The sequence below is a fragment of the Corynebacterium sp. AOP40-9SA-29 genome, from assembly GCF_052377405.1.
Classification (GTDB): Bacteria; Actinomycetota; Actinomycetes; order Mycobacteriales; family Mycobacteriaceae; genus Corynebacterium.
In genome coordinates this window covers 263462-281994 of the sequence record NZ_JBQSWR010000006.1, presented here as the reverse complement: position 1 = coordinate 281994, position 18533 = coordinate 263462, and the positions used below count along the sequence as shown (strand labels likewise).

Sequence of the window (18533 nt, the reverse complement as noted above, 5' to 3'; positions counted from 1 at the left end):
TGCGAGGGTCGCAGGCGGGGCGGGGACGTGACGGAAGATGGCGCGGGCGACCGAGTCATGAGCGCGGCCCTTATTGGCATGCGCCCATTCGTGCGCCTTGCGGTCGTCGTCGGTCGCGGGGGTCTGGTCAGGCATCAGGGGACTCCTGTCGGTACGTCGGGGTGGTTGGCGCGTCCGGGGGGTCGTCGACCTCCGGCACCTCGATGTCGGCGGTACGGCTGCGGGAATCCTCGAGGGTGAGGAGTCGGGTGTCGTGGTTGATCAGGCGGCGCTCATGGTCCGGCACCTCCACGTAGGCGACGTCGTAGAAGGTCGGTTCCATCGCGTCCAGGTCTCGTCGGAGTCGCCGGCGGACTCGCCACACGGCGACGGCGAGGCCCACGACGGCCCACACCAGGGCGATGAGGACGATGTCGGTGGGGGTCATCAGAGGTCACCCCACTGGTTCCGGTAGTTGTTTAGCTCCTCGTCGACAGTGTCGAGCATCCGCTTTAGCCGCTCGATCTCCTCCGCCTGGTCGATGACGGTGCGGGCGAGATCCGGGGCCGCAAGAGCCAGCTTGGCGACTCCGGTAGGGAATCTGGCGCCCATCGTCAGCCCCCAGTTTCCGGGGGTGTGTGCGGCGAGTAGCTGCCGCGCCTGGTCAGGGGTGATGGTCATCGTGATGTCCTTGTCTGGTTGTGGGTGCGGGGGATGTGCCAGCCGACGAGCCAGCGGGCGGCGCGGATACGCCACGGCAGGCGGCGGATCGGTCGAGTGTGTGGGGTGCGGGTCATGCGTCCTCCGTGAGTAGGTGGGTGAGTGCGGCCGCGGCCTGGGCGGGGCAGACCCCGTTGCCGATGGCCTTGAGTTGCTGTGCGCGGGTGACGCCGGGGACGGCGGTGACCCACCCCGAGGGCAGGCCCATCATCCATTCGGCGAAAGCCGAGTTCAGCCGGGGTTTTCCGTTGCGGTTCAGTTCGGTCGGGGCGGGCGCGGGGACACCTCGGATGGCCTCCCAGCGGCTGACGACCGGGGCGTACTTGCCGAAGACCGATTCCCCGTTCTCCATGACCGTGATGATCGTTCCGAGGAAGGTCGCCTTCTCGATCGGACGACCACTGGTGCGGGGCCGGCCCATCATCCCGTCCGATGCCTTCGGAGTCGGTAGATGGTCGATCCTGCCTCCGGTCTTCATGAGGTCGAGGTCGAGGACGGCGTCGATGAGCTGATGGGAGTGGCCCTGGCGCTTGTCTGTGGTCTGGCCTCCCCCGCTGCCGTCGGACGCATTGGGGGTTGGCAGGTGGGTCAGGTCGTCGGGAAGTGCACGCTGACGGTCGACAGGCTCGGTGACTTCCGCCGTGCCTGACTGGGGTTGTCCTCCCGCTTGTACTCCGATGCGCTCGGCGTCGGCAGGGTAGGCGATGAGGAAGACCCTGGCTCTGTGGTGCGGGGCTCCCACGTCGGACGCTCGAACAAGCGTCCACTGCGCGTCATACCCGAGCTCGGCAAGGTCTCCGAGAACACGTCCGAGTGCCCGAAGATGTCCTGACCTCCCCAGCCCCTCTCCCAGAGGTCCGCCGCCGGGTTCCATGTCGCTTTCGGATGCTGCTGTGGCACTTAGTGCTCCTCGAACGTTCTCCCAGACGACGAGCCTGGGTCGTAGTTGGTTGATGGCTTCGCGCATGTTCACCCAGAGGTTCGAGCGGGTGCCCTCCGTCATCCCGGCACGCCTGCCGGCAGCGCTGAGGTCCTGGCAGGGTGAGCCTCCGGTGATGATGTCAACCGGCTCAACCTCCGACCAGTCGATGGTTGTGATGTCGTGGTGGTTCGGTACGTCCGGCCAGTGGTGGGCGAGAATCTTGGAGGGCGCGTCGTCGAACTCGCAGTGCCACGCGGTACGGGCGCCCGTGACCGACTCGACGGCGAGATCCAGGCCGCCGTAGCCGGAGAAAAGGGAGCCGATGGTGAGGGTGCTCATTCGTCTTCCGCCCATTCGCCGTCGTCGGTGAGGGTGAGGCCGTAGAATTCGGCGGCTTCGTCCCAGTCGGCGCCGTGCTCTTCTGCCCACTCCCGGCAGGCGGGGCAGTGCGGGTGGGGCATGCGTACCTCCCCTTCCCGGTACGGGTCGCGGGGATCAGGACGGCCAGACGGGACAACGTCGCACACGGTGTGGGTCATGGTGGGTCTCCGATCGTGATGGTGAGCCAGAGGCCTGGGCCGTCTGGCGATGGTGGGTGGATTTTCGGCATGAGCTTGGTCATGTAGGCGCTGGTGTCGTCCGGGACTATCCCGGCGTCGACTAGCCCGTCCCACAGGGGTTTCGCCGTGGCGATGAGGTTGTCCTCGTCCCGGCGTCGGCGGTCCGGTGCTTGGTAGTGCAGGCGGGTGGTGATGTGGCCCAGGCCGGTGGGGACGCCGATCTTCCGGGCGGAAACCTTGGCCCAGGCGCGGAGGGCCTTGCGGTGCTGGTCGGTCTTAGCCCAGTGGCCGCGCTGGTTCAGCGTCAGCGGGGGCTTGTCGTACGACAGGGGCATGGTCCAGGTGGTCATGGGCCCTCCGGTTCGGTGACGTCGAGACGAGCCCGGACCTCGTCGGCCTGATAACGCTCGGCGACGCGGCGCTCACGGGCGCGCTGCGCGATCTGCGCTCGCGTCTCCCGCCACCGGTTCGTGGTGTCTGCACTCCGCGGCTCGATCGCGACCATGCCGGTGTCGCCGGTGGCCTCCGGTGCCGTGCCTGGCGGCAGTTCGCCACGCGCTTCCCGCGCCCGTAGACGGGACGACCGGTGCTCTTCGAGGATCCGCCGCCTCTCCGGGTGGGTTTCCCACACGTCACGGACGATGTGCTGCGCGGCGTCCTTGAGCTCTCTCGGGGTGGCCATCCGGTCACTGGCGGAGTTCATGGACCACCAGGCGATCGCTTCTGGCCACACGTCCGCGGGGACGCGCATCTCGCCGAGGACCATGCCCCAGGCGGTGAGCGCCTCCGGCGTTGGTCGGGGGAATCGGTCGGGGGTCAGGGACTTTCCGAACGCCAGCACGCTCGCGGCCAGCTTCTCGCGGTCGGTCAGTGTTCGATCTCCGGCCATGAGACCAGCTCTCCTTCCAGGACGTCGGGTGATCCGGGGTTGTTAAAGCCCTGCAGCCAGTCCTCCGGCCGGGTGCCGAAGGTGTGCGAGGGCCGAGGTTCAGCGACTTGCTGGTCGGTTTCCGTGACGGTTTCCCACTTGTGGCCCTTCAGCCACCGGTGGGCGTCAGGGCAGTAGTCAACGTCTGAGACGCCGGGATGGTCGGCGTACTCGCTGGTGAGGCGGAGCAGGTCGTCCGGGGCGATGATCTTGGTCGCCTTGCGCCACTCGGCGTAGGCGTCCTTCTTCGACCCGTTCTTGTGCTTCGGGTAGGTGCGCCACCACTCGTCGAACTCGGGCGGGTATGTGACTCGTTTCGGCTCGGTCGCCGGAACCGGAGGTTCGGGCGAAGTAGTTATCCCCTGCTCCCCTGCTCCCCTGCTCCCCTGCTCCCCTGCTCCGGGCAGTGAGGGTTCAGTGAGTCCTCCGTGAGTCCTCAGTGAATCACGGTATGCTTCCACCGTTTCCGCAGTTGGGAGGGGGTAGCAGTGCCCCTTCGACGGTCGGTTGATGACCTGATGCTCTTTCCACGTCGTGATGTGCAGCAGTCGCTTCTTCCCGACCATGTACCGCACGATCAGACCCGCGTTTTCAAGTGCGTTGAGGTCGTCATGAACCCTCACTGAGGCCTCAGTGAAGTCTCTTGCAATGTCCTCCGCGTAGAGGTCAGCGGCGATTACCGCCTCCCTCGCATCCCCCACACCGTTGTCGTCGGCGTAGTTCCACAGGCCGATGAACGTCAGCCGAGAGGAGATCGGCAGGGAGGTGATGTCCTCCGATCGCCAGAACTCCGGCTTAATCGACCGTATGCGCATCTTTTCCTCCTTCCAGTGGTTTGAGAATTTGAGAAATGGACTCAGCCGCGGCGACTGTGAGGTACACGGGCCTGCCGCGTTGGCAGCGCTCGCATCCCATCCAGCCGGCCACCCCGCGGGCGGTCATGTCGTCGGCGTGACGGTGGCAGTCACGGCCCGGTCGGACGATTCGAACAGGCATGCGCTTAGAAGGGCGGCGGGGTGCCGTCGTCGAATCCGGACGTTTGGGGGGTGCTCGGCGACGAGCTCCACGACCCTCCCCCACCCTGCTGCGCCTGGCCCTGGGGCTGCTGCTGCGGAGGGTTCGGAGAATCAGGCCGGATGTAGAACTCGAAGCCGGTCAGCTGGTTCTGCGACCGCTTGTTGCCCTCCCGGTCCTCCCACTGACTCGTCACGGGCTTCGCCTTCACCACGATCTGCTGCCCCTTGACCAGCTGGCCGGCAGCCTCGGCCCATCGGCCGAAGATCGTGACCGACCAGTAGACGGACTGGGTGTTCTCCCACTGTCCGGGGCTGACCTGCTTACTGTCGGACTCTCCGATGCGGAACCGGCAGCGCGGCTTCCCCTCGGGGCTGTACTCGAGTTCGGGGTCGGCGACAAGGCCGCCGGAGTAGTACTGGGGTGTGATCACGCCTGCTCCCCCTCGGTTACGAGTCCGAGTTCGTCGGCGCGCTGCCCGGCGGCTTCGGCCAGGGTGTTGATCTGCTCCCCGGCCAAGCCGAGGGTTTCGGCGTGGCCCATGATGCGGTCCAGGTCTTCGGCGGACTCCGCCGACCCGATCGCGGCGAGGGCCTTGTCTACTGGCCCCGGCCCCGACTCCTGCTTCTTCTTCGCCCGCTCCAGGGCAGACTGGCCACCCCGCGGACGATCCGTTCGCTCCGCGGTGGCACGGACGGGCTGGGACTGTTCGATGTCCTCCTTGACCGGCATACCGCCGGTGAGGTGCGGGATCATTCGGTCCGTGAGCTCACCGATGCACTTCCAGTACAGCATCTTCGACGGGCGGGACTTGTACTGCGCGCTGTTGCCCTTCACCAGGCCCTCCTGCTCGGCGCGCTGGATGGTGTAGCGCACCTCCATGCTCTGGCCGGCGGGGCTGGTCATGCGGACGGTGACGGCCTCGGCGGAGTCCTCGACGGTGTCAGCGGTGTATCCGTGCTGCAGGGCGATGGCCAACGACGTCTTGCCGTACAGCGCGGGGGCACCGTGCACGACGTAGATGGCTTTGCCGATGCTGGCGGCGGGGATGCCGAGTTCCGCGCCCTTGAGGATTGCGGCGGCGAGGTCGGCGGGCTTGCCCTTGAACGGTCCGGCGAAGTCGGTGCGGGCGAGCTGCTCGGCGATCTGCGCGGCGGCTCCCCATGCTTCGGCCTGCTGCTGGAGACCGGCGAGGACGCTGGTGTCGACGGGCGCCATCGGCATCAGGTCCGCGTCGTGGGCGGTGGTGTTGAGTTCGGTGCTGGTCATGATGTGTCCTTTCAGAACGGTGCCGCGGCGTCGTCAGCCTGCGGCGGGTTGAGGATGGTGGTGGCCTGGTCGACGAGGTTGCGGGCACCGTCCGGGTTGATGCCGATGGTCTGGCGGGCCTTCCGGAGCAGTTCGATGGCCTGCGCGTCTTCCTTCTCGTGGGTGTCGATGACGACCTGGAGCCGGTCGACGTCCTTGCGGAACATCGCTTCCCGGTTCTCGGCCATGTGCTGCTTGTAGGCGGCGTCGCGGAGCTGGTCGCGGGTCTCCTTCAGCGTGTCGGTGACGGCGTCGAGTTCGCTCTCGGTGACCTCCAGGATCTTCCGGGTGGAGTAGAGGACTTGCTGGAACCGGTCAGCCCGAATAGCTCTGCTGGTCGCGGTGTCGATCGGGTGGTCGGTCATGACCAGGCCTTCCTTTCGAACTGGAATGAGGGGTCGCCGACGGCCTGGGCGTAAAGGTCCGGGTGGTCGGCCTTGAGTGCGGCGGTGTCGAGCTTCTCGGTGGGCACCATGTACTTGGAGAGGATCCCCTGCTCGGGGAACCGCTTCTGCGCGAAGCGTCCGGGGCTGCGTCCGGCGACCTTGCGGCCGTCGAACACGGCTTTGCCGGTGTCGCCCATCGCGGCCATGACACGGTTCTCGGCGGTTTGGGCGGCGTCCTTGGCATCGGCGAGGCGGTCCCACGCGGTCTGCAGGTCGTCCATCACGTCCTGCTCCAGCACGGTCTCTGCCGTCTTCTCCGGGGTGGGGTGCAGTGCGGCGAGGACGTGGGCGGCGTTCTCGCTGCCGCCGGCGTCCGGCGGGGTGCCAGCTTCGAGCAGGCTCCAGAAGTGGGCACAGTCTGCGATGATCGCTTCGGCGAGGTCCTCGTCGTACTCCACTGGGATGATGCGCTCTTCTCCGTACTGGGGCATGAGGACGACGTCGGCGGCGTGGATGCCGGACAGTCGCATCTGCAGGGTGACCTGGATCAGCCACTTGTCGTGCACGCCCTGGTCCTTGCGGGGCGATTTCACCTCGACGATGCGGCGCGAGCGGCCCCGGCTGGCGCGGAGGTCTATGGTCGCCTGGTTCGGGAACGGCAGATCAGGATCAGTGAACGCGACCTCACCGGGCGACACGCGCCAGCCGGGGTTTGACCAGCGCCAGAACTCGCGCGCGGCGGGCTCCATCCAGTGGCCGCGTGCCATGAGCTTCTCGTCCGGCGGGTCGGGGGTCCAGGTGCCAGCCATGTCGTGGAAGAGGCTGTAGGCGTCGGTGTAACCAAGGCCGAGGTACTCACCGGTCAGCCCGTCGCGGATCATGGCGGGGGCCTTGGAGGCGGTGATCATCCGTCGCCACTGCGGTGTGCCCGGCGCGGGCGGGTTGCGTACGGGCTGGGGGGTCATGCGTGTTCTCCTTCTCGGCGTGCAAGGCGGGCCATGCGGCGCTCAACGATGCGGGCGGTGCGGCGGGCGGTGCGAGCCTCGGCTGATTGGCGTTGCTCTTGGGCGCGGCGTCCGGTGGCGATGAGGTAGTCGGCATCTTCAATGGCGTCGGACCAGGTGGCGTGCTGGTCGGTCTCGCCGTGGTCCTGGTCGAGGTGCCACAGGCCGGTGGCGTGGTCCTTGTGGATGTGGATGCGGTTCATCGGCGGTCCCAGGCGGCGACGACGAGCAGGACGATGATCGCGGCTGCGCCGGTGAGTCCGACCCACCCCCAGGCGTGCCAGGCCTGGACGGTGACCGCGGCGGCGATGATGAGGCCGAGGACCAGGCCGACGATGACGGCGAAGCCGCCCTCGCTGGCGGAGCCGATCCAGCCGGTGCGATCGGGCTGGCGGTGACGTCCCGGCGCGCCGGTTCCCGCGGGGTGGTTGACCATCGCGCGCATCAGCCGCTCCTGGTCGGTCATGTCGCGGATCATGCTGCTGTTACCTCCCCCGCGACCCACCGGTCGACGGCTTGCTTGGACCACGTGATCGTGCGGCGGACCTTCAACGGGCCGAGCCGCAGCACCGCGGCGTCTTTGTCGTTGATGCCCTCGCGGAGCGTGGTCTCGCTGATGCCGACCAGGCGGGCGACCTCGTCGGTGGTGTAGTACGTCCGGTCCTCGACCGGTATCCTGGTGTTCACGGTGACCTCCTAGTGGTCTCGTGTGAGCCGCCCCGGCCTTGGACAGTGGGGGCGGCTCTCGTGTGGGGTGGGGTCAGTCGGTGTAGCCGAAGCGTTCGAGCAGCGCGTCGCGCTGCCGCGGGCCGAGCCCACCGACCTTTCGGGTGGGGGCAATGTCCAGCTCGGTCATGATGTCGGCGGCTTTGACCTTGCCGATCTTCGGCAGGGCGGTGAGGATCTGGACCACTCGGGTTTTCTTCACGATGGGGTCGTCGCTGGCGATGACGTCGGCGATGCTGGTGGTGCCCATGCGGAGGCTGTGTCGTAGGTTGGCTCGGGCGGTTCGTGCGGCGGCGGCTTTGGCGAGAGATTCCTCGCGCTGCGGGCCGGTCAGGGGCGGGAGGGACATGGCGTTCTCCTTGTTGTCGGTGTGGGGGTTTCGGGGAGGGGTGGGGTGCAGCGGTCTCCTCGTCAGGCGAAAGTGGACCCGGTCCTGGGCCGGTGATGAAGCACCGGTGCCACGTATGCGGGCAAGACGCTTTCGCTCGGCGGAGCTTTCGGTACCGTGCTTGCGCACCCCACCCCCAGTGCCCTGATTCGTCCGTGACGACGGCGGCAGGCTCACCTGCGACCAGGGCTATAAGGGGGTCTGGATACCCCGATCGGTCGTTACCTCACGCGCTCCTGCATGGATGACAGCGTGGTGTGGGGCGGTCATGGCGCGTCTAAGTACCAGCGCTCACGTCCCGTATCTCCCCGATCGGGTTCCAGGATTCAGTTCTCAAATATCAGGGCCACCAGGGGCCTTGCTGCCAACGAGGGATTTGCACCCTCCCCACAGGAAGTGCGGTCCTGCAGGGCACTACGCGAAGGCAATGTGCTCGCCCGTGCTTCCCCACACAGGCGAACGGGGGGTCAGGCGACGGCGACGGAGTCCTGATCAAGCTGCGACAGCCAGCGCCTCACCGCACGGGCAACCGACATCGCCCCGTCCGGGGTGATCTTCAGGGTGTGCATCACCTCGCCACGGAACCTTGGGGCGTCGTGCACCTCCTGGCGCTGGAAGTACGGCTTCTTGTCCGCGTACTCGCTGTAGCGGTAGACCGTCTTCTTCTCCCCCGTCTTCGATGACCGGCGGGTGGACTCCTCCTTGTAGATCCACCCATGCTCGATCAGCAGCTCACGGAGGAACTTCTCAGTAATGCCGATGGTCGATGCGACCGTGGAGAAGCGAAGCAAGTCCTCGGTGCACACGAAGTCATCGTGATACGAGACCTTGTGCTCATCGGCGGACACCTTCGCCTGCAGTTCCTGCACCTGGCGGTAGGTAATCTGCAGGGCCTTCTGCACGACCTCTTCCTCCGTGAGGGCGGGTGCCCCGTAGGAGCCGGTGCGGCGGATAGCGGGGAGGACCTCGTCGGTGACCCAGTCCTGGAATTCCTCGGCGTCCGGGCGGCGGGACTTGAGGACCGCGGCGTAGAGGCCGGCCTCGGTGATGACCGTCATGGTCTGATCTCCGGAGGGGGTACCCACAGTGTGGGTACCCCGGTGACGGTCACGGAGGTTGCGAACCATCTTCTCGGAGTCGCGGTAACCGAGGACCTTGGCGACGTCGGCGGCGACCCAGCGGGGCTCGCCATCCTCGGCGGTGATGACGCGGACCTGATGCCCGTGGAAGTCGAACGGAGCGATGATGCTCATGCCGCCACCTGCTTTGCGGTGGTCTCGGCTTCCTGGGCGCGGCCGTCGAGTTCGGCGGCGAGGGCTTCGAGCTCGAGCCAGCCGGTAACGGACGCGGACGCCTTCAGTTCGGCGGCGCGGCGGCGGGCTTCGGTCGCGGCGGTGCGGTAGCCGACCGCCCTGCCGTACTCGTAATCTGCGGCAGTGTGCTGCATGGTGTACACTCCTTTGTGGTTGGTCCCCCGCTTCGGCGGGGGGCTTTTTCTATGTGCGGGTGGGCTACGCGGCGGCGAAGTCCTCCAGGGGCTCCGCGGCGACCAGGATCCGGTTCGGCCGGGCCCCGAGCTGCGCGAGAGCGTCGAGGATGTCCGGGGTGGGGCGTCGGGTGTTCACTGCCCGGGTCCACGTGGCCCGGCCCATCTCGGTCTTGCGTGCCAGGTCGCTGGTGCTACGCAGCCCGTTGATGCGCTTGACCCGGTCAAGTTCGTCGAGACTGATAAGAAAACGGCTCATTTGGTCACCTCCTCGGTTGCCGATGAACCAACTATGAACCACTATCGAATCAGGGTCAAGCCAGACACGCCATCGATGAACCATCTTCTGACCAAACGTCCACGTAGTGAACCACTTGCTGTATCGAAATTGAGTCACTAAGATGTGCGGCATGACAGACTTCCGCCACTGGCTCCGCGATCTCAACGGCCGCCGAGTTACCGCCGACGACATCGCCCACAAGCTCGGCGTATCCCGCACAACAGTCACGAGACGACTGGTCAGCGACGAACTAGCGACCGACGAGCTGATCACGCTCAGCCGTGCATACGACGTCAACCCCCTCCAAGCCCTGGTAGACCTCGGTCGCATTACCGATCAGGAAGTCTGGGCCTACCTAGAGTCCGAGGGTCAGCTGGTCGAAACCGCTGACGAGGGAGAGCTCGCCATCGAGCTGGCCAAGAGACTCAACCCCGCGACCCGCGCCCCCGAGATCGACCAGCTGGCTCAGCGTCGTGCTGCACGAATGCAGTCGAACGAACAGGGGCACCCACGTCCGGCCAGCAAGCATGATGGAACGGTGAAGCAGTTCGACTGGGCACCTGGCACGTACGCGGCAGACAGCTCACCGGACGAGCGAGCAGGAAGGGAGGATGAGGGCTCTGACCCCATCGATTGACGAACTGATCCACGAAGCGCGTGCCTACGACATCTGGGTTGACTGGCACCGCGGCGGACCGAAAGGCGCGTGGTGGCCCCCGGACACGATCAGCATCCAGCACGGCCTAACCGACGAGGAGTCGCTGACGACGATCGCCCACGAGCTCGCGCACGTCGCTAACGACGACCCGTGCGGCGAGGACCAAGCTATGGAGAATCGAGCCTGGAGGCAGGCTGCCGAGTGGCTGATATCCCCGAATCGGTACGCCGAAGCAGAGAGGACGTACGGAGCGCATGCGCAACTGATCGCCGCCGAACTGGGCGTGACGCGATATCTCGTCGAGGTGTGGCGAGAGCTCCACCCGGTGCCGCAGCTGCTACGGGTGATCTAAGTTCACCCATCCGCCCCTGCTAATACCCCCCGTGGCATACGCTAATGAGGATCTGGGAACTGCCAGATTCACACTGACCGCCGAGATGCTCGGCACCCCACAAACCTCGCCGTGACGTGGCGAGGGACTTTTCGAGAGGATCGATCCCCTATGACTGACCAGAACCAGTACGGCCAGCCCCCGCAGCAGGCTGCGCCGCAGAAGAAGCCGTTCTATAAGCGCGCATGGTTCATCATCCTGCTGATCATCGTCGTGATCATCGTCCTGGCTTCCGCGCTCAGCGGCGGCGACGATGAGGACTCGAGCAACTCCGACACCTCGTCCAGCAGCTCGAACAATGGCAATGACGGCGAGGACCAGGCCGAAGGCAACGAGGGCGGCGACGGGGGTGCCGCGCAGCTCGGCGACACCGTCCACACCGACAAGGCCGACATCACCGCCAGCAACCTCCGGCCCTCCAGCAGTGCCCTCGGTGGAGAGTACCTGTGCGTCGACGTGAACTTCGAGGTGACCGGCGAGGACTCTCTGAGCCTCAATGGCGCAATGGACTGGAAGCTGACCGACCCCAACGGGGTCACCCACAGCCAGACGTTCACCGAAGAGGCGAACTACGACACTGTGGAGGTCGGCCCCGGCGGTAACTACTCCGGGACCGCGTGCTTCGAGTCAGCAGCCGCCCCCGGCGACTACCGTCTGAACTTCGAGGAGGCCATGGCCTTCCTCAACTCGGCCGAGGCGGAGTGGAACGCCACTCTCTAAGAGAGGCTCCACACGACTGAAAGGCCCCCACTGCCGGGCAAGGGCGGTGGGGGCCGGGGTGTCCAACGTATATCCGCATGTCAGACAGGAGAAGACTACCATGAGCGTGCAACGACGACCGAAGACCGGCAACCCCGCCGGCGGCGGCCGACCGAAGTGGGTGGTGCGCTACCGCGACCCGAGCGGCCGCGAGCACTCCCGCACCTTCACCTACAACGACTACAAGAGACCCGAGAAAGCAGCGAAGGACTTCGACGCCGAACAGTCGAGAAACCTCGCTCAACGGACGTGGATCGACCCCGCACGACAGAAAACCACGCTCCGCACCCTCACCCAAGCGTGGATCGACGCCGCCGACAAGCCGGAAACCCGGACGACACGCCAGTCCCTCCTCGTTTCCCTCGGGCCATGGGCCGACTGGCCCGTGTCCGAAATGACCGCCGCCGAGATCCTGAAGTGGCGCCGGAAACTCCTGGATGGGCGGGACTGGCTCCCCGCCCCGAAGAAGGGGGCACGAGACCTCCGGAAACTGTCCCCGGCGACGACCGCGAACACCGTGGGCCAGCTGATGACGGTGTTGAAGGCAGCACACGAGGAGGGACTGATCGCCAAGATGCCGGTCGTGAAGGTGCCTAAGGGGGCGCCGTTGCGGGCGGTATCTCGTGGGGATCTGCTGACCATCGAGGATGTGCAGCGTATCGCCACCGCAGCCAACGCCGCGCACGGCCGGCTGAATGCCCGCCCGTGGCTGCGGTCCATGATCCTCGTCGCAGCGGGTACGGGGCTGCGGGTATCGGAGCTGTGCGCGCTGCGGGTCGAGGACATCGGCGTCGGGGTCGTCCGGGTGCGGCGGCAGATGGGGCGCGGGTGTGTGCCGATGGCTCCGAAGTCGGAGAAGTCCGTCCGGGATGTCCCCGTGGCGGAGTGGGTCACCACGGAGCTAACGGGGTGGGCTCTCGACCATCCTGGCGCGAGTGGGTGGGTGTGGACGCGGGAGGATGGTCGCCCGCATGACCGGAACTCGGCGACCCATGCCCTCGCCCGATTGGTGAAGCACTACGGCGGGCGACGGCTCACGTTCCACGATTTCCGGCACTTCTTCGCCTCGGCGCTGATTCACTCCGGGGTGCCGGTGCCGGCGGTGCAGCAGGCGATGGGGCACGCGAGCCCGTCGACGACGCTGGAGGTGTACTCGCATATCTGGCCGGGGTCGGATGATCTGGTGCGGACCGCGGGGTCCGGGGTGAGTGCCGTGCGGGATGAGTGCGGGATATGACGCAGAAACGGCCCCGTCCTGCGTGCTCTCTAGTGCGAGAACATGCAGGCCAGGGCCTGTTTCTTGTGCCCGTGGGGGCCTAGAAGCTCAGCGCTTCTCCTTGATCTTCGCAGCCTTGCCGCGCAGGTCACGGAGGTAGTACAGCTTCGCACGACGAACCTTACCGCGGGTCAGGATGTCGAGGTGATCGATGTTCGGGGAGTGAACCGGGAAGGTACGCTCCACGCCGACGCCGAAGGAAACCTTGCGGACCGTGAAGGTCTCGCGGATGCCGGAGTTCTGGCGACGGATGACCACGCCACGGAACACCTGGACACGGCTCTTGGCGCCCTCGATGACCTTGACGTGGACGTCGACGGTGTCGCCGGGACGGAAGTCGGGGATGTCGCTACGCAGCTGTGCGGCGTCGACCTTGTCGAGATAGTGCATGTTGTTTCCTTGCTTTGTCTTCGATCGGACAGAGGACCCACGACCTGCCCCGAGAGGCGGTACGCGTTCGTGCCCACACCATTGAATTTTGACGCGCGAATACCCCGCATCACGGGGAAGTTTCACGCAACCCGGCCATTATGCCAGCGTCAGGCCCTAGCGGCCAAACCCGGCCCGCTTCAGGGCGTCGGCCATGGAGCCCGAGGCGTTGGACGACTGCTGGTTGCCGCCTCCCTTTCCGCCACGACCACCGTTGCCGCCGTTATCCCGGCCGCCCTTGCGCGCCTGTCCGGGCTTCTTCCCGCCGCCGTTGCCGCGACCACCGCGGTCCCCACGACCACCGTCGCCGCGTCCACCGCCGTTGCCGCCATTCCCGCCACCTCGGCGGGCCGGCTCGCCCGGCTCGTCCTGCAGTCGCAGGCTCAGGCCGATGCGCTGGCGGTCGACGTCGACCTCCATGACCTTGACCTTCACGACCTGCCCGGAGCTGACCACGTCGTGCGGGTCGGAGACGAACTTGTCCGACATCGCCGACACGTGCACCAGCCCGTCCTGGTGCACGCCCAGGTCGACGAAGGCTCCGAAGGCGGCGACGTTGGTCACCGTGCCCTCCAGCACCATGCCGGGGCTCAGGTCGGAGAGCTTCTCGATGCCCTCGGCCAGCGAGGCGGTGCGGAATTCCGGGCGCGGGTCGCGTCCGGGCTTGTCGAGCTCGGCGATCACGTCGGTGACCGTGGGCACGCCGAAGGTGTCGTCGGCGAAGTCGCGCGGGTTGAGTTTGCCGAGCACCGCGGTGTTGCCGACCAGGTCGGTCACGGCCACGCCCGTGGCCTCAGTGATACGGCGCACCAGCGGGTAGGCCTCGGGGTGCACCGCCGAAGCGTCCAGCGGGTCGGTCGCGCCGTGGATGCGCAGGAAGCCGGCGCACTGCTCGAAGGCTTTCGGCCCGAGCCGCGAGACGTCCTTGAGCTGGCGGCGGGTGGCGAAGGCGCCGTTGTCCTCGCGGTGGCGCACGATGTTGTCGGCGATGGTGGCGTTGACCCCGGCCACGCGGCGCAGCAGCGGCACGGAGGCGGTGTTGACGTCCACGCCCACCGAGTTCACCGCGTCCTCCACCACGGAGTCCAGGCCGGACGCCAGCAGCGCCTGGTTCACGTCGTGCTGGTACTGCCCCACCCCGATCGACTTCGGGTCGATCTTCACCAGTTCCGCCAGGGGGTCCTGCAGGCGACGCGCGATCGAGACCGCGCCGCGCAGCGCGACGTCCATGTCGGGGAACTCCTCGGCGGCGAGCTCGGAGGCGGAGTAGACCGAAGCACCGGACTCACTGACCATCACCGGCGTGGGACGCGCGCCGGTGGCGTCCGCCACCGTGGCCGAGATCTCGCGGGCGAGCTTCTCGGTCTCACGCGAGGCGGTGCCGTTGCCCACCGCCATGAGCTCCACGTTGTGCTTGGCGCACAGCGTGGCCAGGGAGGACGCCGCGGCGTCCCACCGGTTCTGCGGCTTGTGCGGGTAGACCACCGCGATGTCGAGCACCTTGCCGGTCTGGTCGATGACCGCGCACTTCACGCCGTGGGCGTAGCCGGGGTCCAGGCCGATGGTGGCGCGCTGGCCGGCGGGGGCGGCCAGGAGCAGGTCGCGCAGGTTGCGGGAGAACACGTCCACGGCGGCCTCGTCGGCGCGCTCCTTCAGGCGCATTCGCACGTCCACGCCGGACGAGACCTGCAGCTTGGTGCGCCACCCGAAGCGGGCGCACTCGGCGCGGAAGCCGTCCGCAGCGTCGCCACGGGGCTCCAGGCCACGAGCCAGGGCGATCATGCCCTGGTAGATCTCGTCGTCGCCGGCATCGAGGTTGAGCTGCAGCACGCCCTCGGACTCGCCGCGCAGCAAGGCCAGGATGCGGTGGCTGGGCAGGCTGGTGAAGGACTCGGAGAATTCGAAGTAGTCGCGGTACTTCTGCGCTTCGGTCGAGTTTTCCTTGCCCGCGGCGACGCCGGCGGTCATCGTCCCGGTGTTGAAGTAGCGTTCACGGACCTCGCCGACCAGGTCGGCGTCGGTGGAGATCTCCTCGAGCACGATGGCACGCGCACCGGCGAGCACGGCCTTGGCGTCGGCGAAGCCCTCGGTGACGAAGCCGGTCGCTAGCTCGGAGGGGTCGGTGGTGCAGTCGCCGAGCAGGGAGTCGACGAGCGGCTCGAGGCCGGCCTCGCGCGCGATCGTGGCCTTGGTCCGACGGGTGGACTTGAACGGGAGGTACAGGTCCTCCAGGCGGGCCTTGGTCTCGCAACCGACGATCAGGTCGCGCAACTCATCAGTCAGCTTGCCCTGCTCGTCGATGGCGGCGAGCACGGTCTGCTTGCGCTCCTCGAGTTCACGCAGGTAGCGCAGCCGGGATTCCAGGTCGCGCAGCTGGGTATCGTCCAGCCCGCCGGTCACCTCCTTGCGGTACCGGGCGATGAACGGGACGGTGTTGCCCTCGTCCAGCAGCCCGACGGTGGCGACCACCTGGGACTCGTCGACCCCGAGTTCCCGGGCGAGAGTCGCAGTGATCGTGGAGGTGTGGGTTCCTGCGTTGTTTCGGACGCTCATTCGCACGATCGTAGCGTGGAGGTCTGCCCGAACCAGAGGCCGGGCGTGCCGTCCGGTGCCGGCGGCAGACAGCCGGCCACCTCAGCGGTGATATCAGCGGTGCCCGGCACCTCCCCGGCAGTCTCCCCTGTCCAGCTCGCCGACACGGTGAGGCGGTGAACCTGCCCGCTGATCGCGGGGCTGTCGAAGCGTTGCTGGTACTCGGCGAGCAGCATATTGTCCGGCTCGCAGGCGGACTCGATACCGGTCAACTCCACCTCCACCTGGCTCGCTCCACGCCGCGTGAGGACGCTGCGGACCGCCTCCACGACCTCCGACCCAAGGTCGGGTCGCAGCAGGACGTTCATATCGGTCCACGTGCCATGTGCTGTCATATCCGCCATCCTAACCACCTCAGCCGTCCCAGCCACCGCCAATCAGAACGCGGGGTACTCCTGGCTCGCCAGACGTGGCGGCTGCCCGCGGTGCTGCTCATAGAGTTCGCGCTCCTTGAGGTCGTCGTCCACCGCACCATCGACAACCTCGCGCAGCCGGTGGATCGTCACCGTGGAGCGTGGGATCAACGATCCGGAACCCGAGGAGGTAATCAGTCGGTGCGGACTGGCGATGAGCCAGTCGGCGACCGAGACCTCCACCGCCCGGTCCGCCGACGGGCAGTAGGCCGACTCGACGTCCGGGTAGCGCCGATGCCACGGGTTGTCCTCCACCATCGGCCGAACCGGAGCCCCGTAGTCCTGATCACCGGGATCCGCGCCGTCGTCATCCTCCCCGTCGCACTCACGTCCGCGCAGGTCACGCTCACGCTGCAAGTCGGCCTCCTGCTCCTCGATGTGGGCACGCAGCCCAGCGTGCCGGTCGAGTCGACGCCAAATAGCGTCCATATGGTCCAGCGTCATCCGCCCATCCTCCAGCGCCGCCCAGTACATCTCCGGCATCCGCCACGACAGTTCGGTGGCGTGCCGGAAACGCGCGGCGTAGGCAGCACCCCGGGTGCGCACCATCTCCGAGATCGCCGCGCGTTCGGCCGCCGAGCGTCCTTTCATCCCGCTCTGGGCCATCCGGAGTTCCATCCGGTTGAACGGGTACACGGTGAGTTCCTCGACCGATGGACTGTTCACCGGTTCGGTGACTGGCATGGTGTTCCTCCCCCTCGCACATGGCCGGCAGTTGTCCGGCCCTCGCCGCGAACACTAACCCCCGCCACCGAGCCCACCCTGCACTCAGCACGCATCCGCCCAGGACGCTGTGGACAACCCCGCCCCTGGGGAGAACTACTCCCCCAGTACGCTGCGATCGCGGGCGTCCAACCCGCCGTCCTGCTCCAGGGCGTCGATCAGTTCAGGACGCACCGCCGCGGTCCTGCTCAACGCCTGGTCGCGACGCCACCGATCCACCTTCGCGTGGTCGCCGGACAGCAGTACGTCCGGCACCTCCAGATCCCGCCACACCCGCGGTTTGGTGTAGCTCGGCCCCTCCAGCAGTCCGTCCTGGAAGGAGTCCTCCTCGTGGCTGCGCCGATTGCCCAGTACCCCGGGGATCAGTCGCACCACGGCCTCAGCCATCACCAGCACCGCGACCTCGCCGCCGATGAGCACGTAGTCTCCGAGGGATACCTCCTCGACGCGGTAGCGGTTGGCCGCGTCGTCGAAGACGCGCTGGTCAATGCCCTCGTAGCGTCCACAGGCAAAAACGAGCCGGTCCTCGGACGCCCACCTCTCGGCGGTCTGCTGCGTGAACGGCGCGCCGGCCGGGGTGGGCACCACGAGTACGGGGCGGTCGTCAGACGGCGCAGCGTCCTGCAGGTCGGACGCCGTGTCGGACGTCGCAGCGTCCTGCGCCTTTCCAGGCACGTGAGCCTGCGCGCTGCGCAGGCTCTCGCCGACGGCGGCGGGGCCGGTCAGCGCGGCGACGTCGTCCAACGCCGGGCCCCACACCGTGGGTTTCATGACCATGCCGGGCCCACCGCCATAAGGGGTGTCGTCGACGGCTTTGTGCACGTCGTGGGTCCAGGAGCGCAGGTCGTGGATACCGACCTCGAGGATGCCGCGCTCGATCGCCCGCCCCAGCAGGGCGTGCCGCAGCGGGTCGAGGTACTCCGGGAAGATGGTGACAACGTCAAGACGCATGGGCGTTGATCCTACCCGAGCTCCAGCAGCCCCTCGGGCGGGGTCAGCACCAATGCGCCGTTGTCGAGGTCGACGATCGGCACGATGGCATGTCGGAAAGGCACCAGGATCGTCGACCCCGCGGTCGACAGGGACGACTCGGCGTCGACGTCGACCTCCAGCAGCGTGCCGGCGGGACCGTGGACGACACCGCTGACCTCGCCGATGTCGACAGGCTCGGGTTCCACACCGTCGTAGGCGCGGGCATTGGCGGTGTCCTCGTCGACCTGGCCGCAGTCGAGCACGCGCAGGCCCACGAGCTGGTGGTCGTAGTAGCCGTCGTCCCCCTCGTCGAGCACCGGGTCGCCGAAGAAGCGCAGACCGCGCAGGGTCTCGGCCTCGGTACGGTCGGCAACCTCGGCGACGGTGACCAGGAGCCGCCCCTGGTGCGGACGCGCCGCGGTGACGGTGAGCGTGCGCTCGACCCCGCGGTTGCGTCCGGTAAGGACGGCACCGACGGCGAAGCGTCCCCCCGGGTCGTCCGTGGTGGCATCGACCACGAGTTCCCCGCGCACGCCGTGCGGCTTGATGACCCGTCCGATCTGGAGCTGTTCAGTGCCTGACATGGAGGTCAGGATACCGTACCTGCCCCGCCGGGCGG

28 protein-coding genes are annotated in these 18533 nt (G+C 67.3%); 4 read left to right on the top strand and 24 right to left on the bottom strand.

Going from position 1 to position 18533, the window contains the following annotated elements; translation table 11 throughout:
- Positions 1-127 precede the first annotated feature (127 nt).
- The 18 genes from ACT3SZ_RS12405 to ACT3SZ_RS12320 form a co-directional block, all read right to left on the bottom strand.
- On the bottom strand, positions 128-427 hold the full coding sequence (locus ACT3SZ_RS12405) for a hypothetical protein (RefSeq protein ID WP_444619027.1): 300 nt from the start codon (positions 425-427) through the stop codon (positions 128-130).
- Positions 427-660, bottom strand: a complete 234-nt coding sequence (locus ACT3SZ_RS12400) for a hypothetical protein (RefSeq protein ID WP_444619026.1) — start codon at positions 658-660, stop codon at positions 427-429. The genes ACT3SZ_RS12405 and ACT3SZ_RS12400 overlap by 1 nt, the downstream gene beginning before the upstream one ends.
- A 112-nt stretch (positions 661-772) precedes the next feature.
- On the bottom strand, positions 773-1960 hold the full coding sequence (locus ACT3SZ_RS12395; RefSeq protein WP_444619024.1) for a DNA cytosine methyltransferase: 1188 nt from the start codon (positions 1958-1960) through the stop codon (positions 773-775).
- Entirely contained in the window at positions 1957-2160 is a 204-nt protein-coding gene (locus tag ACT3SZ_RS12390; protein ID WP_444619022.1) for a hypothetical protein, read from the bottom strand. Before ACT3SZ_RS12390 ends, ACT3SZ_RS12395 begins: the two co-directional genes overlap by 4 nt.
- Positions 2157-2531 carry a hypothetical protein gene (locus tag ACT3SZ_RS12385; RefSeq protein WP_444619020.1) on the bottom strand — a complete coding sequence of 125 codons (375 nt, stop codon included), beginning with the start codon at positions 2529-2531 and terminating at the stop codon, positions 2157-2159. The genes ACT3SZ_RS12390 and ACT3SZ_RS12385 overlap by 4 nt, the downstream gene beginning before the upstream one ends.
- On the bottom strand, positions 2528-3070 hold the full coding sequence (locus ACT3SZ_RS12380; RefSeq protein WP_444619019.1) for a hypothetical protein: 543 nt from the start codon (positions 3068-3070) through the stop codon (positions 2528-2530). The genes ACT3SZ_RS12385 and ACT3SZ_RS12380 overlap by 4 nt, the downstream gene beginning before the upstream one ends.
- A complete protein-coding gene (locus ACT3SZ_RS12375) occupies positions 3049-3924 on the bottom strand; it encodes a hypothetical protein (protein ID WP_444619017.1) in 876 nt (291 codons plus the stop codon). Before ACT3SZ_RS12375 ends, ACT3SZ_RS12380 begins: the two co-directional genes overlap by 22 nt.
- A 185-nt stretch (positions 3925-4109) precedes the next feature.
- On the bottom strand, positions 4110-4556 hold the full coding sequence (locus ACT3SZ_RS12370) for a single-stranded DNA-binding protein (protein ID WP_444619015.1): 447 nt from the start codon (positions 4554-4556) through the stop codon (positions 4110-4112).
- Positions 4553-5392 carry a hypothetical protein gene (locus tag ACT3SZ_RS12365; RefSeq protein WP_444619013.1) on the bottom strand — a complete coding sequence of 280 codons (840 nt, stop codon included), beginning with the start codon at positions 5390-5392 and terminating at the stop codon, positions 4553-4555. Before ACT3SZ_RS12365 ends, ACT3SZ_RS12370 begins: the two co-directional genes overlap by 4 nt.
- Positions 5393-5403: 11 nt before the next feature.
- Positions 5404-5796 carry a hypothetical protein gene (locus ACT3SZ_RS12360; protein WP_441582977.1) on the bottom strand — a complete coding sequence of 131 codons (393 nt, stop codon included), beginning with the start codon at positions 5794-5796 and terminating at the stop codon, positions 5404-5406.
- Positions 5793-6782: a hypothetical protein gene (locus ACT3SZ_RS12355; protein WP_444619011.1), complete on the bottom strand. Its 990-nt coding sequence runs from the start codon at positions 6780-6782 to the stop codon at positions 5793-5795. Before ACT3SZ_RS12355 ends, ACT3SZ_RS12360 begins: the two co-directional genes overlap by 4 nt.
- Entirely contained in the window at positions 6779-7024 is a 246-nt protein-coding gene (locus tag ACT3SZ_RS12350; protein WP_444619010.1) for a hypothetical protein, read from the bottom strand. Before ACT3SZ_RS12350 ends, ACT3SZ_RS12355 begins: the two co-directional genes overlap by 4 nt.
- Positions 7021-7299, bottom strand: a complete 279-nt coding sequence (locus ACT3SZ_RS12345; protein WP_444619008.1) for a hypothetical protein — start codon at positions 7297-7299, stop codon at positions 7021-7023. Before ACT3SZ_RS12345 ends, ACT3SZ_RS12350 begins: the two co-directional genes overlap by 4 nt.
- Complete coding sequence (locus ACT3SZ_RS12340; RefSeq protein ID WP_444619006.1) at positions 7296-7508, bottom strand: helix-turn-helix domain-containing protein; 213 nt, start codon at positions 7506-7508, stop codon at positions 7296-7298. The genes ACT3SZ_RS12345 and ACT3SZ_RS12340 overlap by 4 nt, the downstream gene beginning before the upstream one ends.
- A gap of 73 nt (positions 7509-7581) precedes the next feature.
- Positions 7582-7896, bottom strand: coding sequence for an integration host factor, actinobacterial type (mihF, locus tag ACT3SZ_RS12335; RefSeq protein WP_441582972.1), 315 nt, complete (start codon positions 7894-7896; stop codon positions 7582-7584).
- Positions 7897-8402: 506 nt separating this feature from the next.
- A complete protein-coding gene (locus ACT3SZ_RS12330) occupies positions 8403-9188 on the bottom strand; it encodes a BRO family protein (RefSeq protein WP_441582971.1) in 786 nt (261 codons plus the stop codon).
- Positions 9185-9382 carry a hypothetical protein gene (locus ACT3SZ_RS12325; protein ID WP_441582970.1) on the bottom strand — a complete coding sequence of 66 codons (198 nt, stop codon included), beginning with the start codon at positions 9380-9382 and terminating at the stop codon, positions 9185-9187. Before ACT3SZ_RS12325 ends, ACT3SZ_RS12330 begins: the two co-directional genes overlap by 4 nt.
- A 64-nt stretch (positions 9383-9446) precedes the next feature.
- Positions 9447-9680, bottom strand: a complete 234-nt coding sequence (locus ACT3SZ_RS12320) for an XRE family transcriptional regulator (RefSeq protein WP_441582969.1) — start codon at positions 9678-9680, stop codon at positions 9447-9449.
- A 151-nt stretch (positions 9681-9831) separates the two neighbouring features.
- On the opposite strand from ACT3SZ_RS12320, the gene ACT3SZ_RS12315 reads away from it, so the two are divergent.
- The 4 genes from ACT3SZ_RS12315 (at position 9832) to ACT3SZ_RS12300 (ending at position 12746) form a co-directional block, all read left to right on the top strand.
- Positions 9832-10338, top strand: a complete 507-nt coding sequence (locus ACT3SZ_RS12315) for a hypothetical protein (protein WP_441582968.1) — start codon at positions 9832-9834, stop codon at positions 10336-10338.
- Positions 10313-10711, top strand: coding sequence for an ImmA/IrrE family metallo-endopeptidase (locus ACT3SZ_RS12310; RefSeq protein WP_441582967.1), 399 nt, complete (start codon positions 10313-10315; stop codon positions 10709-10711). Before ACT3SZ_RS12315 ends, ACT3SZ_RS12310 begins: the two co-directional genes overlap by 26 nt.
- Before the next feature lie 150 nt (positions 10712-10861).
- Complete coding sequence (locus tag ACT3SZ_RS12305; RefSeq protein WP_444619002.1) at positions 10862-11470, top strand: DUF4352 domain-containing protein; 609 nt, start codon at positions 10862-10864, stop codon at positions 11468-11470.
- 100 nt (positions 11471-11570) lie between these two features.
- Positions 11571-12746 (top strand): tyrosine-type recombinase/integrase, encoded by a 1176-nt coding sequence (locus ACT3SZ_RS12300; protein ID WP_441582965.1) that lies wholly within the window; start codon positions 11571-11573, stop codon positions 12744-12746.
- An 87-nt stretch (positions 12747-12833) separates the two neighbouring features.
- On the opposite strand, the gene rplS is transcribed toward ACT3SZ_RS12300, so the two are convergent.
- From rplS to ACT3SZ_RS12270, 6 genes are all read right to left on the bottom strand, one after another.
- Positions 12834-13175 carry a 50S ribosomal protein L19 gene (gene rplS, locus ACT3SZ_RS12295; protein WP_301443798.1) on the bottom strand — a complete coding sequence of 114 codons (342 nt, stop codon included), beginning with the start codon at positions 13173-13175 and terminating at the stop codon, positions 12834-12836.
- 156 nt (positions 13176-13331) lie between these two features.
- On the bottom strand, positions 13332-15767 hold the full coding sequence (locus ACT3SZ_RS12290; RefSeq protein WP_444619000.1) for a Tex family protein: 2436 nt from the start codon (positions 15765-15767) through the stop codon (positions 13332-13334).
- Complete coding sequence (locus ACT3SZ_RS12285) at positions 15764-16141, bottom strand: hypothetical protein (protein WP_444618998.1); 378 nt, start codon at positions 16139-16141, stop codon at positions 15764-15766. The genes ACT3SZ_RS12290 and ACT3SZ_RS12285 overlap by 4 nt, the downstream gene beginning before the upstream one ends.
- Positions 16142-16183: 42 nt before the next feature.
- Complete coding sequence (locus ACT3SZ_RS12280) at positions 16184-16903, bottom strand: hypothetical protein (RefSeq protein WP_444618997.1); 720 nt, start codon at positions 16901-16903, stop codon at positions 16184-16186.
- A 135-nt stretch (positions 16904-17038) separates the two neighbouring features.
- Positions 17039-17893 carry a tRNA (guanosine(37)-N1)-methyltransferase TrmD gene (gene trmD, locus ACT3SZ_RS12275; RefSeq protein WP_444618996.1) on the bottom strand — a complete coding sequence of 285 codons (855 nt, stop codon included), beginning with the start codon at positions 17891-17893 and terminating at the stop codon, positions 17039-17041.
- A gap of 11 nt (positions 17894-17904) precedes the next feature.
- Positions 17905-18498 (bottom strand): ribosome maturation factor RimM, encoded by a 594-nt coding sequence (locus tag ACT3SZ_RS12270; protein WP_301444166.1) that lies wholly within the window; start codon positions 18496-18498, stop codon positions 17905-17907.
- Positions 18499-18533: the final 35 nt, after the last annotated feature.

Excerpts from the sequence above, each read along its gene's own strand:
- mihF (WP_441582972.1), bottom strand. The coding sequence starts at position 7,896 with ATGTCCCTCCCGCCCCTGACCGGCCCGCAGCGCGAGGAATCTCTCGCC.
- ACT3SZ_RS12290 (WP_444619000.1), bottom strand. The coding sequence starts at position 15,767 with ATGAGCGTCCGAAACAACGCAGGAACCCACACCTCCACGATCACTGCG.
- ACT3SZ_RS12385 (WP_444619020.1), bottom strand. The coding sequence starts at position 2,531 with ATGACCACCTGGACCATGCCCCTGTCGTACGACAAGCCCCCGCTGACG.
- ACT3SZ_RS12300 (WP_441582965.1), top strand. The coding sequence starts at position 11,571 with ATGAGCGTGCAACGACGACCGAAGACCGGCAACCCCGCCGGCGGCGGC.
- ACT3SZ_RS12375 (WP_444619017.1), bottom strand. The coding sequence starts at position 3,924 with ATGCGCATACGGTCGATTAAGCCGGAGTTCTGGCGATCGGAGGACATC.
- ACT3SZ_RS12330 (WP_441582971.1), bottom strand. The coding sequence starts at position 9,188 with ATGAGCATCATCGCTCCGTTCGACTTCCACGGGCATCAGGTCCGCGTC.
- ACT3SZ_RS12360 (WP_441582977.1), bottom strand. The coding sequence starts at position 5,796 with ATGACCGACCACCCGATCGACACCGCGACCAGCAGAGCTATTCGGGCT.
- trmD (WP_444618996.1), bottom strand. The coding sequence starts at position 17,893 with ATGCGTCTTGACGTTGTCACCATCTTCCCGGAGTACCTCGACCCGCTG.
- ACT3SZ_RS12270 (WP_301444166.1), bottom strand. The coding sequence starts at position 18,498 with ATGTCAGGCACTGAACAGCTCCAGATCGGACGGGTCATCAAGCCGCAC.
- ACT3SZ_RS12395 (WP_444619024.1), bottom strand. The coding sequence starts at position 1,960 with ATGAGCACCCTCACCATCGGCTCCCTTTTCTCCGGCTACGGCGGCCTG.
- ACT3SZ_RS12345 (WP_444619008.1), bottom strand. The coding sequence starts at position 7,299 with ATGATCCGCGACATGACCGACCAGGAGCGGCTGATGCGCGCGATGGTC.
- ACT3SZ_RS12310 (WP_441582967.1), top strand. The coding sequence starts at position 10,313 with ATGAGGGCTCTGACCCCATCGATTGACGAACTGATCCACGAAGCGCGT.
- ACT3SZ_RS12350 (WP_444619010.1), bottom strand. The coding sequence starts at position 7,024 with ATGAACCGCATCCACATCCACAAGGACCACGCCACCGGCCTGTGGCAC.
- ACT3SZ_RS12285 (WP_444618998.1), bottom strand. The coding sequence starts at position 16,141 with ATGACAGCACATGGCACGTGGACCGATATGAACGTCCTGCTGCGACCC.
- ACT3SZ_RS12305 (WP_444619002.1), top strand. The coding sequence starts at position 10,862 with ATGACTGACCAGAACCAGTACGGCCAGCCCCCGCAGCAGGCTGCGCCG.
- ACT3SZ_RS12325 (WP_441582970.1), bottom strand. The coding sequence starts at position 9,382 with ATGCAGCACACTGCCGCAGATTACGAGTACGGCAGGGCGGTCGGCTAC.
- ACT3SZ_RS12280 (WP_444618997.1), bottom strand. The coding sequence starts at position 16,903 with ATGCCAGTCACCGAACCGGTGAACAGTCCATCGGTCGAGGAACTCACC.
- ACT3SZ_RS12365 (WP_444619013.1), bottom strand. The coding sequence starts at position 5,392 with ATGACCAGCACCGAACTCAACACCACCGCCCACGACGCGGACCTGATG.
- ACT3SZ_RS12355 (WP_444619011.1), bottom strand. The coding sequence starts at position 6,782 with ATGACCCCCCAGCCCGTACGCAACCCGCCCGCGCCGGGCACACCGCAG.
- ACT3SZ_RS12320 (WP_441582969.1), bottom strand. The coding sequence starts at position 9,680 with ATGAGCCGTTTTCTTATCAGTCTCGACGAACTTGACCGGGTCAAGCGC.
- ACT3SZ_RS12315 (WP_441582968.1), top strand. The coding sequence starts at position 9,832 with ATGACAGACTTCCGCCACTGGCTCCGCGATCTCAACGGCCGCCGAGTT.
- rplS (WP_301443798.1), bottom strand. The coding sequence starts at position 13,175 with ATGCACTATCTCGACAAGGTCGACGCCGCACAGCTGCGTAGCGACATC.
- ACT3SZ_RS12400 (WP_444619026.1), bottom strand. The coding sequence starts at position 660 with ATGACCATCACCCCTGACCAGGCGCGGCAGCTACTCGCCGCACACACC.
- ACT3SZ_RS12390 (WP_444619022.1), bottom strand. The coding sequence starts at position 2,160 with ATGACCCACACCGTGTGCGACGTTGTCCCGTCTGGCCGTCCTGATCCC.
- ACT3SZ_RS12405 (WP_444619027.1), bottom strand. The coding sequence starts at position 427 with ATGACCCCCACCGACATCGTCCTCATCGCCCTGGTGTGGGCCGTCGTG.
- ACT3SZ_RS12380 (WP_444619019.1), bottom strand. The coding sequence starts at position 3,070 with ATGGCCGGAGATCGAACACTGACCGACCGCGAGAAGCTGGCCGCGAGC.